Source organism: Streptomyces sp. NPDC048496 (genome assembly GCF_043200055.1).
In the GTDB taxonomy this organism is placed as follows: domain Bacteria; phylum Actinomycetota; class Actinomycetes; order Streptomycetales; family Streptomycetaceae; genus Streptomyces.
In genome coordinates, this window is record NZ_JBICXB010000017.1 from 14,251 (window position 1) to 29,029 (window position 14,779).

Sequence of the window (14,779 nt, forward strand, 5' to 3'; positions counted from 1 at the left end):
GCACCTTCACGGTGCGGGCCCCGGCTGCGAGGTACGCGTCGCGGCAATTAGGCCGGGACGATGTTCTCCGCCTGCGGGCCCTTCTGGCCCTGCGTGACGTCGAAGGAGACCTTCTGGCCCTCCTGGAGCTCACGGAAGCCCGAGGTGGCGATGTTGGAGTAGTGGGCGAAGACGTCGGCGCCGCCGCCGTCCTGCTCGATGAAGCCGAAGCCCTTTTCCGAGTTGAACCACTTCACGGTTCCAGTAGCCATGTCATTCTCCTCAAGAGGTGCAGTGCCGGAAATCCGCACTTTACGAATTCCAAGTCGCCGCATTGAGCCCCATCCGGAGAAAGCCGGAAAACAATAATGCGCCTGAGGAAGCATTCCCGTCAGGCGCACATAAAGTTCATGGGTACCAAAACTGCAACTGGGACACCGTAGCACGTTCCGCCGACCAGCGGTGGATCTTGCCACGCCGCCGGTCGGCGGACTCCCGCGGAAGCCTTGACTGCAACCGGTTCACAGCCGTTCGATGATCGTCACGTTCGCCTGGCCGCCGCCCTCGCACATGGTCTGCAGGCCGTAGCGGCCGCCCGTGCGCTCCAGTTCGTGCAGCAGCGTCGTCGTCAGCCTGGTGCCGGTGGCGCCGAGCGGGTGCCCGAGCGCGATCGCTCCGCCGTTGACGTTGACCCGGTCCGGGTCGGCACCGGTCTCCTTCAGCCAGGCCAGCACGACCGGCGCGAACGCCTCGTTGATCTCGACCAGGTCGATGTCGTCGATGGCCATGCCGGCCTTCTTCAGTGCGTACGCGGTGGCCGGGATGGGCGCCGACAGCATCCGGATCGGGTCCTCGCCGCGCACCGAGAGGTGGTGGATGCGGGCGCGCGGGGTGAGGCCGTGTCCGGCCACGGCACGTTCGGAGGCGATGAGCATCGCGGCAGCCCCGTCGGAGACCTGGGAGGAGCAGGCGGCGGTGATCGTGCCGCTGTCCACGACCGGCTTCAGCGCGGCCATCTTCTCCAGCGTGGTGTCGCGGCGTGGCCCCTCGTCTACGGTGACGTCCCCGTACGCGACGGTCTCGCGGGCGAAGCGCCCCTCGTCGATGGCGCGGATCGCCCTCCGGTGGGAGCGGAGCGCGAACTCCTCCATGTCGCGGCGGCTGATGCCCCACCTCTCGGCGATCAGCTGGGCGCCGTGGAACTGGTCGACCGGCTGGTCGCCGTACCGGGAGCGCCAGCCCTCGCTGCCCGCGTACGGGCCTTCGGTGAGGCCGAGGGGTTCGGCGGCCCGGCGGGAGGCGAAGGCGATCGGGATCTGCGTCATGTTCTGGGTGCCGCCCGCGACGACCAGGTCCTGGGTGCCGGAGAGGACGCCCTGGGCGGCGAAGTGGACGGCCTGCTGCGAGGAGCCGCACTGCCGGTCGACGGTGACGCCGGGGACCTCCTGGGGCAGTCCCGCCGCGAGCCAGCAGGTCCGGGCGATGTCGCCGGCCTGCGGTCCGACGGTGTCGAGGCAGCCGAAGACGACGTCCTCGACGGCCGCCGGGTCGATGCCGGTGCGCTCGACGAGGGCCCTCAGCACGTGGGCGCCGAGGTCGGCGGGGTGGACGGCCCCGAGGCCTCCCCCGCGTCGGCCGACCGGGGTGCGTACCGCTTCGACGATGTAGGCCTCGGCCATGACTGCCGCTCCTTGAGGGGTCCGTGAGTGCGGGTTACGTACGCAGAGCGAGGCCGTCCAGCACCATCGAGAGGTACTGGCGGGCGATTTCCTCGGGGCTGTGCTGTCCGCCCGGCCGGTACCAGGAGGCCGCTACCCAGACGGTGTCGCGGACGAACCGGTAGGTGAGCCGGATGTCGAGGTCGGCGCGGAAGACCCTGGCGGCGACGCCGCGTTCCAGCGTGCCGAGCCAGGCCTTCTCGAACTTCTGCTGGGAGTCGACGAGATAGGCGAAGCGCGGCTGGGTGGCGAGGTGTCTGGACTCCTTCTGGTAGATGGCGACGGCGGCGCGGTGCCGGTCGATCTCCCGGAAGGACTCGGTGACGAGCGCCTCGATGGTCTCGCGGGGGCCGAGTCCGGCGGCGAGCACCGCGTCGTACCCCTCCCAGAGTTCGGTGAGGAAGGTGGAGAGGATCTCGTCGACCATCGATTCCTTGGAATCGAAGTGGTAGTAGAGGCTGCCCGCGAGCATCCCGGCCTCGTCCGCGATCTTGCGGACGGTGGTGGCGTTGTATCCCTGCGTGGCAAAGACCTCGGCGGCGGTGTCGAGGAGTTCGCGGCGCCGCTCGGGCGCGGGGGTCACCTGGGGCTTCTTCTTGGTAGGCACCCGCCCATTCTCCGCCTGTGCGATGCCCCCCGCGGACGCGTCGGCGGGGGCCCGGTCAGGCATGTTGGCTGCCGACCGGGACGACTTCGCCCGTCATGTACGAGGAGTAGCCGCTGGCCAGGAAGACGATGACGTTGGCGACCTCCCAGGGTTCGGCGTACCGGCCGAACGCCTCCTTGCGGGTCAGTTCGTCGAGGAGTTCGGCGGAGGTGACCTTCACCAGGTGCGGGTGCATGGCGAGGCTGGGGGCGACGGCGTTGACCCGTACGCCGTACCCGGCGGCCTCCACGGCGGCGCACCGGGTGAGCGCCATGACGCCCGCCTTCGCCGCGGCGTAGTGGGCCTGGCCGCTCTGGGCGCGCCAGCCGACGACGGAGGCGTTGTTGACGACGACGCCGCCGCGGCCCGCGGCCCTGAGGGAGCGCAGGGCGGCGCGGGTGCAGCGGAAGGTGCCGTTCAGGGTGACGTCGAGGACCGTGGACCACTGTGCGTCGGTCATCTCGGTGAGCTCGGCGGTACCGCCGAGCCCGGCGTTGTTGACGACGATGTCGAGGCCGCCGTGGGCCTGTTCGGCGTGGGCGAAGAGGGCCTGGACCTGGGTCTCGTCGGTGACATCGCAGGGCAGTGAGGTGACGCGTTCGGCGCCGAACTCGTCGACGAGTGTCTGTTCGGTCTCCCCCAGGCGGCGGGCATGGGCGTCGCCGAGGGTGACGCGGGCGCCTTCCTCCAGGAATTTACGTGCGGTGGCGCCGCCGATCCCGGCGCCGGCGGCCGCGGTGATGACCGCGGTGCGGCCGGTCAGCAGCCCGTGTCCCGGTATGTACTGCGGTGCGCTCACGCCCCTGCCTCCTCGGGATCCCGGCTCCTCGACGGCCTCGTGCCCGTACGTTAATCTACCAAACACTTGTTAGGGAAGATGGGGCCCGATGACGACAGAGAGGGCGGGCGTCCAATGGATCTGACCTTCACCCCCGATCAGGACGCGTTCCGAGCCGAGGCCCGGCAGTGGCTCCGAGCCCATGTACCCGCCGGACCGCTGCCCTCCCTGGAGACCGCGGAAGGTTTCGCCGCGCACCGGGAGTGGGAGGCACGGCTGTACGCGGACCGCTGGTCGGTCGTCTCCTGGCCGTCTGCGTACGGCGGCCGGGGCGCCGACATCTTCAAGTGGCTGATCTTCGAGGAGGAGTACTACGCGGCGGGCGGCCCCGGCCGGGTCTCGCAGAACGGCATCAACCTGCTCGCCCCGACTCTCTTCGACCACGCGACGGACGAGCAGCGGGCCCGGGTCCTGCCGCCGATGGCCAGTGGCGAGGTGATCTGGGCGCAGGCCTGGTCCGAGCCGGAGTCGGGCTCGGACCTGGCGTCGCTGCGGTCGCGCGCGGTGCGCACGGACGGCGGCTGGCTGCTGTCGGGGCAGAAGACCTGGTCGTCACGGGCCGCGTTCGCGGACCGGGCGTTCGGGATCTTCCGTACGGACCCCGAGGCCGCGAAGCCGCACCACGGGCTGACGTATCTGATGTTCGACCTGTCGGCGCCGGGGGTCTCCGTCCACCCGATCGGGCGGCTCGACGGCAAGTCGGCCTTCGCCGAACTCTTCCTGGACGAGGTGTTCGTACCGGACGAGGACGTCATCGGCGTGCCGGGCCAGGGCTGGCTCATCGCCATGTCGGCCACGGGCAACGAGCGTGGGCTGGCGCTGCGCTCCCCCGGCCGCTTCCTGGCCGCCGCGGACCGGCTGGCCGAGCTGTGGCGTACCCACGGCGACCCGTCGGACACGGCGATGCGGGAGCGGGTCGCGGACGCGGTGATCGGGGCGCGCGCGTACCAGCTGTTCACGTACGCCCATGCGTCGCGCTTCGCGGCGGGCGAAGGGGGTCCCCCCGCTCGAACGAAGCTGAAAGCAGGGGACACCGGCGCCGAGTCGAGTCTGAACAAGGTGTTCTGGTCGGAGTACGACATCGCACTGCACGAGACGGCGCTCGATCTGCTCGGCCCGGACGGCGAACTCGCGGAGGGCGAATGGGCGCAGGGATACGTCTTCTCCCTCGCGGGCCCCATCTACGCCGGCACGAACGAGATCCAGCGGGACATCATCGCCGAGCGGCTGCTCGGCCTGCCGAAGGGACGGCGCTGATGCGATTCCTCCTCGACGACGAGCAGCGGGATTTCGCCGGTTCGCTGGACGCGATGCTGTCGGCCGCCAAGACGCCCGCGGCCGTCCGGGCGTGGGGCGCCGGGGACCACGGACCGGGGCGGGCCCTGTGGGCGCGGCTCGCGGAGGCGGGGGTGTTCGCGCTCGCGATACCGGAGGCGTACGAGGGTGTCGGACCGCTTCCGGTGGAAGTCGCGGTGGCCTTCCTGGAGCTGGGGCGGCACGCGGTGCCGGGGCCGGTGGTGGAGACGGTGGCGGCGGGGGTACTGCTGAGCGGGGTGGGCGGTCCGGTGGCGAAGGAGTGGCTGCCCCGGATGGCGTCGGGGGCGGTGTCGGCGACGCTCCTGCTCGACGACGGGGCGTTCGCGCTGGACGCGGACGCCGTGGACGCGGTGTTCGCGGTGTCGGGGGACGAGCTGCGGCTCGCGTCCGGACACGGCCCGCTCCGCGCTTCGTCCGATCCGGCGCGGCGGCGGACTGGGCGGCGTTCGCCACGGCGGCGCAGGCGCTCGGGACGGGCGAGGCGCTGCTGCGGGCCACGGTCGCGTACGTGAAGCAGCGCACCCAGTTCGGGGTGGCGATCGGATCGTTCCAGGCGGTCAAGCATCGGTTGGCGGACACGCTGATCGGCCTGGAGTTCGCCCGCCCGCTGCTGTACGGGGCTGCGGCGGCGCTCGCCGAAGGGGCGCCGCGCGCGGGAGCCGATGTGGCGGCGGCGAAGGTCGTGGCGGGCGAAGCGGCATACGCGGCGGCGCGGGCGGCGCTGCAGCTGCATGGGGCGGTGGGGTATACGGAGGAGCTGGATCTGTCGGTGTGGGTACGGAAGGCGGGGCCGTTGCGGGATGCCTGGGGGGTGCGGGGGGATTGCCGGGGGCGGCTGGTGAGCGGTGGCACCCGGTGGCCGCTCTGCCCTTGATGTCCCGCCATGGCCCGAAGGGCATGGGACCCCCTCGGCGGGCTTGATGCTCCCGCTCAGCGGACTTGACGTGGCCCGGGCAGGTCGCTTCAGATTGCCTCGCGCGGGGTGCTGTCGTCATTTCCGCGGTGGAACGTGCGCAGTGGGGTGCCCGGGCGCCAGGTCTGGACGATCAGTTCCTCGCCCTTCAAGCCCGTGCGGACCACCTCCGTCAGTTCCGTGCGGAACAGGTGGAACGGCTCCGGTGGCTTTGCCTCCTCGATGAAGCGGGCCAGGACGTCGGGGTCGGTCTCCTCCACCGCGCGGCCGGAGATCCGGACGTCGGCGTCGGCCATCGTGTCGTCCGGTCCCGGGTTGGCCTGCACCGCGAACCGGGGATCGCGCCGCAGGTCCAGTGCCTTGCGCGAGTTCGGCATCATGCCGAGCCACAGCTCACCGAAGCGGAAGTCCACCTCCAGTCCGGTCACACGCGGCGAGCCGTCCTTGCGGACGGTGGCCAGGACGTGGTGCTTGTACAGCCCGAAGCGGGCCTGAACGGTCTCGGCGAAGTCCGGCTCCGCCGACTGGAACGCTGCCCAGGAAGTCGATGTCATGACTCCATCGAACCCTTGAATCCCGACATCTTCTGTCCGGTTTTCCGGGCGGCCACCCGATCGGATGCCGTGCTGGGTCGATCGTGTTCTGCTGGACGAGGCACATGGCCGTCAGCGTGGCGGCGGGGAGGGGCTGATCCCGTGAACCCGAGGTGATTGACGATGGCGATCTTGGTGCACGCCACTCTGTCGGGCGTCACGGCCGACCAGTACGACGCTCTCCAGAGGGAACTGCGGGCACTGCCCGGAGACCCCTTCGCCGGCTGCCTGTCGCAGGTCTGCACAGTGACCGATTCGGGCGTGGAGCTCTTCGACCTGTGGGAGTCCCCGGAGGCCGCGGAGAAGTTCGGCAGCGTGATGCTGCCGGTCGCCGAGAAGCTGGGCCTGCCCGTGACGTCCGGACCGCCGAAGATGTCGAAGGCGCACCGCTACCGGGTTCCCGGCACGTGACCGCAGCTACCTGACGGACAGCGTGACCAGGAGCGCCCAGCCCTGGGTCCGTAGCACTGCGGGCGATGCACTGTCGACCACCACCGCGTCGTAGCAGTCGAGTTCGATGTCGTGGCCGTCGAGCACCGCACCGTCCTCCAGCGCGACGGCCAGGACCGTACCGCTCTGCGGCGCCAGCAGCCGGAGGGTGCCGCGTACGACCGCGACCTCCGCCGTCGTACGTTCTCTGCGGTACATCACATTGAGGTTCACGACCGGGCCGCCGAGCAGCCGACCGTCCGTCTCCAGGTCTCCGGGGAAGTCGTGCGGCCAGTACTGCTCGTCGACGATGTGGTGTTCACCGCCCACCATCAGATCCATCCCGGCGCCCTCGACCACGGTCAGCGTGCGGTCGACGCCCGGGAACGAGGAGAACGGCCCGTCCGCAGACACATCGGCGAGACTGACCCGCCAGTCGAAGTCGTCCAGCGGTGCACCCTCGGGGGAAGCGGCGATCTCCCGGGTGACTCCCCCGCCGTTCTTCCAGGGCACGGCCGTGCGGTCGGCCGCCCTCAGCACCCGTGGCATCACGTGACGATCCCCTGCGCCCGGGCCGCGGTCAGCCAGCTGGGGAATTCGGCGACGAGCCGGTCGTACAGCTCGGAGTCCGGAACCTCCCGCGGATCGAGTCCGGCGTGGAAGAAACCGGCGTTGTCGACGGGGCGCTGTGCGGGCACGGCCAGTTCGTCGAGCTTGTGCAGGAAGTTGATCTGCGAGCTTCGCTTGTTGCCGAAGCCGATGAACTGCCAGAGCAGAGGCAGCTTCGCCGCCTTGCAGAGATAGCGCTCCGCCGCGAGCTTGTTGATCGGGCCGCCGTCGGTCTGGAAAACGACGAGCGCGGGCGCGGTCTCCTCGACCTTGCGGAGACTGATGCCGACCATACGGAGCTCCGTTCCTGAGAAGGGAGTTACGAGGTTACGCCACCGTGGCGGACCGGCTGCGGCCTAGTGGACGACCCCGGCCGTTCCCGCCCTGGTCCGTGCCCGCACCCGGCCGCGTCCGCGCGGCCCTCGTTCGCTATGTTGATCGCCGCCGATCCCCACCGGCCGCCCGCCAATGTCCCCCCGTGAAGGAGCCGGCCATGGAGGCCGCTGTCACCACCTGCTACCGCCATCCGTCGTACGAGACCTATGTGCGCTGCACCCGCTGCGACCGCTACATCTGCCCGGACTGCATGCGTGAGGCCGCGGTCGGCCACCACTGCGTGGAGTGCGTGAAGGAGGGGCAGCGGTCGATCCGGCAGGCGCGCACGGTCTTCGGCGGTGCGGTGCCGAGGACGGCGGTGCCCGTGGTGACGTACGTACTGATGGGCCTGAACATAGTGGCGTATCTGGGCGAGTTGGTGCGCCCCGGGATCGTCGACCGGTTCGGGATGCTCGGCGCGGGTCTGGTCGGGCCCCACGGCGGCCAGTACATGTACGAGAGCGGGGACTTCCACGGGTTCCACGCGGTCGGGGTGGTGGACGGCGAGTGGTACCGACTGCTGACCGGGGCGTTCCTTCATCTTCCGCCGGGCGAGGCGTCCTTCGGCGCGCTGCCGTTCGGGGTGCTGCACATCCTCTTCAACATGTACGGGCTGTGGAACCTGGGCCGGGTCGTCGAGGAGCAGCTCGGCCGGGGCCGGTATCTCGCGCTGTACCTGCTGTCCGCGCTGGGCGGCTCGGTGCTGGTGTACCTGGTCGCGCCGGACGCCCTCACGGTGGGCGCCTCGGGGGCGATCTTCGGCCTGGCGGCGGCGTTCTACGTCATCAACCGGCGCCTCGGCCGGGACATGCAGGCGGTCAACCGGTTCCTGGCCGGATTCCTGATCTGGATGGTGATCTCCGCGGGGTTCACCTCGTGGCAGGGACACCTGGGCGGGCTGCTGACGGGCGGCATCGTCATGGCCGCGCTCGCGTACGCCCCGGCGAAGCACCGTACCGCCGTGCAGATCGCCGCGTGCGGGGTGGTCTTCGTGGTACTGGTCGCCCTGGTCGTTCTGAAGACCTCGCAGCTGACCGGCGGCGCCGTGGCGTGAGCGTTCCACCTGCCCCGTCCTGGCCGGCGGACCAGGCCCGGACGCGCCACGGCGCCTGCCGAATCGTCCGGTCGGGGACGGGCAGGCGCCGCGTTCAGTTCCGTACGCCTTTGTACGGGACGTCTGTTGTGGTGATGCGTACTGCTGGTGGTGCTCAGACCATCAGGGAACGGTCTGTCGGGCGGATCGGGGCCGGCAGTGCGCTGGCCCCGGTCAGGAAGCGGTCCACGCCACGCGCCGCGGAGCGGCCCTCGGCGATGGCCCACACGATGAGGGACTGGCCGCGGCCCGCGTCACCGGCGACGAACACACCGTCGACATTGGTGGCGTAGTCGCCGTCGCGCGCGACGTTGCCGCGTCCGTCGAGCTCCAAGCCGAACTGCTGGACCAGACCGTTGGCCTGGTCGGTGCCGGTGAAGCCCATGGCCAGGGTGACCAGCTGCGCGGGGATCCGCCGCTCGGTGCCGGGCTTCTGCTCCAGCTTACCGTCCTTGAACTCCACCTCGACGAGGTGCAGCGCCAGGACGTTGCCGTCCTCGTCGCCCTCGAAGTGGGTGGTGGAGACGGAGTAGACCCGCTCGCCGCCCTCCTCGTGCGCCGAGGTGACCTTGTACAGCATCGGGAAGGTCGGCCAGGGTTGGTTGGCGTGCCGCTCCTCGCCCGGCTTCGGCATGATCTCCAGCTGGGTGACGGAGGCCGCGCCCTGCCGGTGGGCGGTGCCGACGCAGTCGGCGCCGGTGTCGCCGCCGCCGATGACGACGACGTGCTTGCCCTCGGCGCTGATCGGGGAGACCGTCAGGTCGCCCTCCTGCACCTTGTTGGCGAGCGGCAGGTACTCCATCGCGAAGTGCACGCCGTTCAGCTCGCGGCCCGGGACGGGCAGGTCGCGGGAGACGGTGGCGCCGGCGGCGATGACGACCGCGTCGTAGCGGCGGCGGAGCTTGGCTGCGTCGATGTCCTTGCCGATCTCCACCTCCGTACGGAACTTGGTGCCTTCCGCGCGCATCTGCTCGATGCGGCGGTTGATGTGCGACTTCTCCATCTTGAACTCGGGGATGCCGTACCGGAGAAGGCCTCCGATGCGGTCCGCGCGCTCGTAGACGGCGACCGTGTGGCCGGCCCGGGTCAGCTGCTGGGCGGCGGCGAGACCCGCCGGACCCGAGCCGACGACCGCGACCGTCTTGCCGGAAAGACGCTCGGGCGGCTGCGGGGTGACGTCGCCGCTGTCCCATGCCTTGTCGATGATCGAGACTTCGACGTTCTTGATGGTGACGGCCGGCTGGTTGATGCCGAGCACGCACGCCGACTCACAGGGAGCCGGGCACAGCCGCCCGGTGAACTCCGGGAAGTTGTTCGTGGCGTGCAGGCGCTCGGACGCGGCCGTCCAGTCCTCGCGGTAGGCGTAGTCGTTCCACTCGGGAATGAGGTTCCCCAGCGGGCAGCCGTTGTGGCAGAACGGGATACCGCAGTCCATGCAGCGGCCGGCCTGCTTGCTGATGATCGGGAGCAGCGAGCCCGGAACGTAGACCTCGTTCCAGTCCTTGACGCGCTCGCCTGCGGGGCGGGTCCTGGCGACCTCGCGCCCGGTGGTCAGGAAGCCCTTGGGGTCAGCCATTGGTCGCCGCCTCCATCATCTTCTCGGTGGTCTCCTGCTCGGAGAGACCGGCGAGCTCAGCGGCTTCCTTGGCGGCGAGCACTGCCTTGTAGGTGGACGGGATGATCTTGCTGAAGCGGGAGACACCGCCGTCGGCGCTGTCCCACTCGGCAAGCAGCTTCTCGGCGACCGTGGACCCGGTCTCCTCCTGGTGGCGGCGCACGACGTCGTGCAGCCACTGCTTGTCGCTGTCGGAGAGCGCCTCGATCGCGCCGAGGTTGCCGACGTTGACGTTGTCGCGGTCCAGGTCGATGACGTACGCGACACCACCCGACATACCGGCCGCGAAGTTGCGTCCGGTCTCGCCGAGGACGACGGCGTGACCGCCGGTCATGTACTCGCAGCCGTGGTCGCCCACGCCTTCGGAGACGACCGTCGCGCCGGAGTTGCGGACGCAGAACCGCTCACCGGTGCGGCCGCGCAGGAACAGCTCGCCGCCGGTCGCGCCGTAGGCGATGGTGTTGCCCGCGATGGTGGAGTACTCGGCGAGATGCTCGGCGCCGCGGTCCGGGCGGACGATGACGCGGCCGCCGGAGAGGCCCTTGCCCACGTAGTCGTTGGCGTCGCCCTCCAGCCGCAGCGTCACACCGCTCGGCACGAACGCGCCGAACGACTGGCCGGCGGAGCCGGTGAAGGTGATGTCGATGGTGTCCCGCGGCAGACCCGCGCCGCCGAACTTCTTCGTCACCTCGTGGCCGAGCATCGTACCGACGGTCCGGTTGATGTTCCGGATCGCGATCTGGGCCCGGACCGGCTGGGCGGCCTCGGCACTGTCCGCGTTCAGGGCGTCGGCGGCGAGCTTGATCAGCTCGTTGTCGAGGGCCTTGTCGAGACCGTGGTCCTGCTCGATCAGCTGGTGGCGGACCGCACCCTCGGGCAGCTCCGGGACGTAGAACAGGGGCTCGAGGTCGAGGCCCTGCGCCTTCCAGTGCGTGATCGCACGGTCGGTGTCCAGCAGCTCGGCGTGGCCGACGGCCTCTTCGATCGTACGGAAGCCGAGCTCGGCGAGGAGCTCGCGGACTTCCTGGGCGATGAACTCGAAGAAGTTGACGACGTACTCGGCCTTGCCGGAGAACCGACTCCGCAGGACCGGGTTCTGGGTGGCGATGCCGACCGGGCAGGTGTCGAGGTGGCAGACGCGCATCATGACGCAGCCGGAGACGACGAGCGGCGCGGTCGCGAAACCGAACTCCTCGGCGCCCAGCAGCGCGGCGATGATGACGTCGCGGCCGGTCTTCAGCTGGCCGTCGGTCTGCACGACGATGCGGTCGCGCAGGCCGTTGAGCAGCAGGGTCTGCTGCGTCTCGGCGAGGCCGAGCTCCCAGGGGCCGCCCGCGTGCTTCAGCGAGGTGAGCGGGGAGGCGCCCGTTCCGCCGTCGTGGCCGGAGATCAGGACGACGTCCGCGTGCGCCTTGGAGACACCCGCGGCGACCGTGCCGACGCCGACCTCGGAGACCAGCTTCACGTGGATGCGGGCCGCCGGGTTGGCGTTCTTGAGGTCGTGGATCAGCTGAGCGAGGTCCTCGATGGAGTAGATGTCGTGGTGCGGCGGCGGGGAGATCAGACCGACACCCGGGGTGGAGTGCCGGGTCCTGGCGACCCACGGGTAGACCTTGTGGCCGGGCAGCTGACCGCCCTCGCCGGGCTTGGCACCCTGCGCCATCTTGATCTGGATGTCGTCCGCGTTGACCAGGTACTCGCTGGTCACACCGAACCGGCCGGAGGCGACCTGCTTGATGGACGAGCGGCGCGCCGGGTCGTACAGCCGGTCGGCGTCCTCGCCGCCCTCACCGGTGTTGGACTTGCCGCCCAGCTGGTTCATGGCGATGGCGAGGGTCTCGTGCGCCTCGCGGGAGATCGAGCCGTACGACATGGCTCCGGTCGAGAACCGCTTGACGATGTCGGAGACGGACTCGACCTCGTCGATGGAGATCGCCTCGCGGTCGCTCTTGCCGTTCTCATTTGTCTTTAGGGCGAACAGACCACGGAGCGTCATGAGGCGCTCGGACTGCTCGTTCACCCGGTCCGTGTACTTCTTGAAGATGTCGTACCGCTTGTTGCGCGTGGCGTGCTGGAGGCGGAAGACCGTCTCCGGGTCGAAGAGGTGCGGCTCACCCTCGCGGCGCCACTGGTACTCACCGCCGATCTCCAGCGCGCGGTGCGAGGCGGAGATGCCGGAGGCGGGGTACGCCTTGGCGTGCCGGGCGGCGACCTCCTGGGCGACGACGTCGAGTCCGGCGCCGCCGATCTTGGTGGCGGTGCCGTTGAAGTACTTCGCGACGAAGGCCTCGTCCAGGCCGACGGCCTCGAAGACCTGGGCGCCACGGTAGGAGGCGACGGTGGAGATGCCCATCTTGGACATGACCTTCAGGACGCCCTTGCCGAGCGCGTGGATCAGGTTCCGGATGGCCTTCTCGGGCTCGATGCCCTCGATGAACGTGCCGGCCCGGACCAGGTCCTCGACGGACTCCATCGCCAGGTACGGGTTGACCGCGGCGGCGCCGTAACCGATCAGCAGCGCGACGTGGTGGACCTCGCGGACGTCCCCGGCCTCGACCAGCAGACCCACCTGGGTGCGCTGCTTGGTACGGATGAGGTGGTGGTGGACGGCCGAGGTGAGCAGCAGCGACGGGATCGGCGCGTGCTCGGCGTCGGAGTGCCGGTCGGACAGGACGATCAGGCGGGCGCCGTTCTCCATGGCGGCGTCGACCTCGGTACAGATCTGCTCGATCCGGGCGGCGAGCGCCTCACCGCTGCCGCTGACCCGGTAGAGACCGGAGAGCGTGGCGGCCTTCATGCCCGGCATGTCGCCGTCGGCATTGATGTGTATCAGCTTGGCCAGCTCGTCGTTGTCGATCACCGGGAACGGCAGCGCGACGCTGCGGCACGACGCGGCGGTCGGCTCCAGCAGGTTGCCCTGCGGGCCGAGCGTGGAGCGCAGCGAGGTGACGAGCTCCTCGCGGATGGCGTCCAGCGGCGGGTTGGTGACCTGCGCGAACAGCTGGGTGAAGTAGTCGAAGAGCAGGCGGGGGCGCTCGGACAGGGCGGCGATCGGCGAGTCCGTACCCATGGAGCCGAGCGGCTCGCCGGCGGTGCGGGCCATCGGCGCGAGGATGACGCGGAGCTCTTCCTCGGTGTAGCCGAAGGTCTGCTGGCGGCGGGTGACGGAGGCGTGCGTGTGCACGATGTGCTCGCGCCCGGGAAGATCCTCGAGCTCGATCTCGCCGGCCTCCAGCCACTCCTGGTACGGCTGCTCGGCGGCGAGGCCCGCCTTGATCTCGTCGTCCTCGATGATGCGGCCCTCGGCGGTGTCGACGAGGAACATCTTGCCGGGCTGCAGGCGGCCCTTCCGGACCACCTTCGCGGGGTCGATGTCCAGGACCCCGACCTCGGAGGAGAGGACGACGAGGCCGTCGTCGGTGACCCAGTACCGGCCCGGGCGCAGACCATTGCGGTCGAGGACCGCGCCGACCTGGGTGCCGTCGGTGAAGGTGACGCAGGCCGGGCCGTCCCAGGGCTCCATCATCGTGGAGTGGTACTGGTAGAAGGCGCGGCGGGCCGGGTCCATGGAGTCGTGGTTCTCCCACGCCTCGGGGACCATCATCAGCACCGAGTGCGGCAGCGAGCGGCCGCCGAGGTGGAGCAGCTCCAGGACCTCGTCGAAGGAGGCGGAGTCGGAGGCGTCCGGGGTGCAGACGGGGAAGATCCGGTCGAGCTGCTCGCTGCCGCTGTGCCCATGGCCGGCAGAGCCGAACGCGCTCGACGCCAGCTGGGACTCGCGGGCCTTCATCCAGTTGCGGTTGCCCTTGACCGTGTTGATCTCGCCGTTGTGCGCGACGAAGCGGTACGGGTGGGCGAGCGGCCAGCTCGGGAAGGTGTTCGTGGAGAAACGCGAGTGGACCAGCGCGACCATGGTGGCGAAGCGGCGGTCGGAGAGGTCCGGGAAGAACGGCTCCAGCTGCCCGGTGGTGAGCATGCCCTTGTAGACGATCGTGCGGGCGGAGAGCGAGGGGAAGTACACCCCGGCCTCACGCTCGGCGCGCTTGCGCAGCACGAAGGCCTTGCGGTCGAGCGCGATGCCGGCGCTCGTACCGTCGGCAACGAAGAGCTGCCGGAACTCGGGCATGGTGGCGCGGGCGCCGTTGCCGAGGAAATCGGGGGTGACCGGAACCTCGCGCCAGCCGAGGACCTTGAGGCCCTCCTCTGCGGCGATCTTCTCCAGCTTCTGGACGGCCTCGGTGGAGTCGTCCGCGGGCAGGAAGGCGATGCCGACGGCGTAGGCACCGGCCTCCGGGAGGTCGAAGGGGACCTCTTCGCGGAGGAAGGTGTCGGGCACCTGGAGCAGGATTCCGGCGCCGTCACCCGAGTCGGGCTCGGATCCGGTGGCGCCGCGGTGTTCGAGGTTGCGCAGTACGGTAAGCGCCTGCTCGACCAGCTCATGGCTGGCCACACCGGTCAGAGTGGCCACGAACCCGACGCCACAGGCGTCGTGCTCATTACGGGGGTCGTACATCCCCTGCTGGGCGGGGCGACCGTCCATGGGCGACCAGGCGTCGGAACGCATCGGCTCTCCCGTCGTCGTCGTGGCATATGCAGTGCCGAGGGACGACGTTGGCCCTCTGCGAAATTTCATGCAGGTTACATAATGGGGCGC

General features: G+C 70.0%; 11 protein-coding genes and 2 pseudogenes. 4 read left to right on the forward strand and 9 right to left on the reverse strand.

Going from position 1 to position 14,779, the window contains the following annotated elements:
• Positions 1 to 47: 47 nt before the first annotated feature.
• From ACGFSA_RS17760 to ACGFSA_RS17775, 4 genes are all read right to left on the reverse strand, one after another.
• Positions 48 to 251 (reverse strand): cold-shock protein, encoded by a 204-nt coding sequence (locus tag ACGFSA_RS17760; RefSeq protein WP_003969786.1) that lies wholly within the window; start codon positions 249 to 251, stop codon positions 48 to 50.
• A 249-nt stretch (positions 252 to 500) separates the two neighbouring features.
• Entirely contained in the window at positions 501 to 1,658 is a 1,158-nt protein-coding gene (locus tag ACGFSA_RS17765; RefSeq protein WP_393305162.1) for an acetyl-CoA C-acetyltransferase, read from the reverse strand.
• A 34-nt stretch (positions 1,659 to 1,692) separates the two neighbouring features.
• On the reverse strand, positions 1,693 to 2,304 hold the full coding sequence (locus ACGFSA_RS17770; protein ID WP_393305164.1) for a TetR/AcrR family transcriptional regulator: 612 nt from the start codon (positions 2,302 to 2,304) through the stop codon (positions 1,693 to 1,695).
• Positions 2,305 to 2,359: 55 nt separating this feature from the next.
• Positions 2,360 to 3,142 (reverse strand): SDR family oxidoreductase, encoded by a 783-nt coding sequence (locus ACGFSA_RS17775; RefSeq protein WP_393305166.1) that lies wholly within the window; start codon positions 3,140 to 3,142, stop codon positions 2,360 to 2,362.
• A 114-nt stretch (positions 3,143 to 3,256) separates the two neighbouring features.
• On the opposite strand from ACGFSA_RS17775, the gene ACGFSA_RS17780 reads away from it, so the two are divergent.
• A complete protein-coding gene (locus tag ACGFSA_RS17780; RefSeq protein WP_393305168.1) occupies positions 3,257 to 4,438 on the forward strand; it encodes an acyl-CoA dehydrogenase family protein in 1,182 nt (393 codons plus the stop codon).
• A pseudogene (locus tag ACGFSA_RS17785) lies at positions 4,438 to 5,372 on the forward strand (acyl-CoA dehydrogenase family protein). The gene ACGFSA_RS17780 and the pseudogene ACGFSA_RS17785 overlap by 1 nt, the downstream one beginning before the upstream one ends.
• Positions 5,373 to 5,461: 89 nt before the next feature.
• Here the strand turns inward: ACGFSA_RS17785 and ACGFSA_RS17790 are convergent.
• Positions 5,462 to 5,965: a pyridoxamine 5'-phosphate oxidase family protein gene (locus ACGFSA_RS17790; protein WP_393305170.1), complete on the reverse strand. Its 504-nt coding sequence runs from the start codon at positions 5,963 to 5,965 to the stop codon at positions 5,462 to 5,464.
• 162 nt (positions 5,966 to 6,127) lie between these two features.
• Between ACGFSA_RS17790 and ACGFSA_RS17795 the strand changes: the two genes are divergently transcribed.
• Complete coding sequence (locus ACGFSA_RS17795) at positions 6,128 to 6,415, forward strand: hypothetical protein (RefSeq protein ID WP_393305172.1); 288 nt, start codon at positions 6,128 to 6,130, stop codon at positions 6,413 to 6,415.
• Between the two features lie 6 nt (positions 6,416 to 6,421).
• Here the strand turns inward: ACGFSA_RS17795 and ACGFSA_RS17800 are convergent, their stop codons facing one another.
• Both ACGFSA_RS17800 and ACGFSA_RS17805 read right to left on the reverse strand, forming a co-directional pair.
• Positions 6,422 to 6,985, reverse strand: coding sequence for a HutD family protein (locus tag ACGFSA_RS17800; RefSeq protein ID WP_393305174.1), 564 nt, complete (start codon positions 6,983 to 6,985; stop codon positions 6,422 to 6,424).
• A pseudogene (locus ACGFSA_RS17805) lies at positions 6,982 to 7,302 on the reverse strand (VWA domain-containing protein); the annotation flags it as partial. The gene ACGFSA_RS17800 and the pseudogene ACGFSA_RS17805, both read right to left, overlap by 4 nt.
• A gap of 233 nt (positions 7,303 to 7,535) precedes the next feature.
• Here ACGFSA_RS17805 and ACGFSA_RS17810 point away from each other — a divergent pair.
• On the forward strand, positions 7,536 to 8,471 hold the full coding sequence (locus ACGFSA_RS17810) for a rhomboid family intramembrane serine protease (RefSeq protein WP_393305176.1): 936 nt from the start codon (positions 7,536 to 7,538) through the stop codon (positions 8,469 to 8,471).
• A 154-nt stretch (positions 8,472 to 8,625) separates the two neighbouring features.
• Here the strand turns inward: ACGFSA_RS17810 and ACGFSA_RS17815 are convergent, their stop codons facing one another.
• Positions 8,626 to 10,086: a glutamate synthase subunit beta gene (locus tag ACGFSA_RS17815; RefSeq protein ID WP_393305178.1), complete on the reverse strand. Its 1,461-nt coding sequence runs from the start codon at positions 10,084 to 10,086 to the stop codon at positions 8,626 to 8,628.
• Positions 10,079 to 14,689, reverse strand: coding sequence for a glutamate synthase large subunit (gene gltB, locus ACGFSA_RS17820; protein ID WP_393305180.1), 4,611 nt, complete (start codon positions 14,687 to 14,689; stop codon positions 10,079 to 10,081). Before gltB ends, ACGFSA_RS17815 begins: the two co-directional genes overlap by 8 nt.
• Positions 14,690 to 14,779 lie beyond the last annotated feature (90 nt).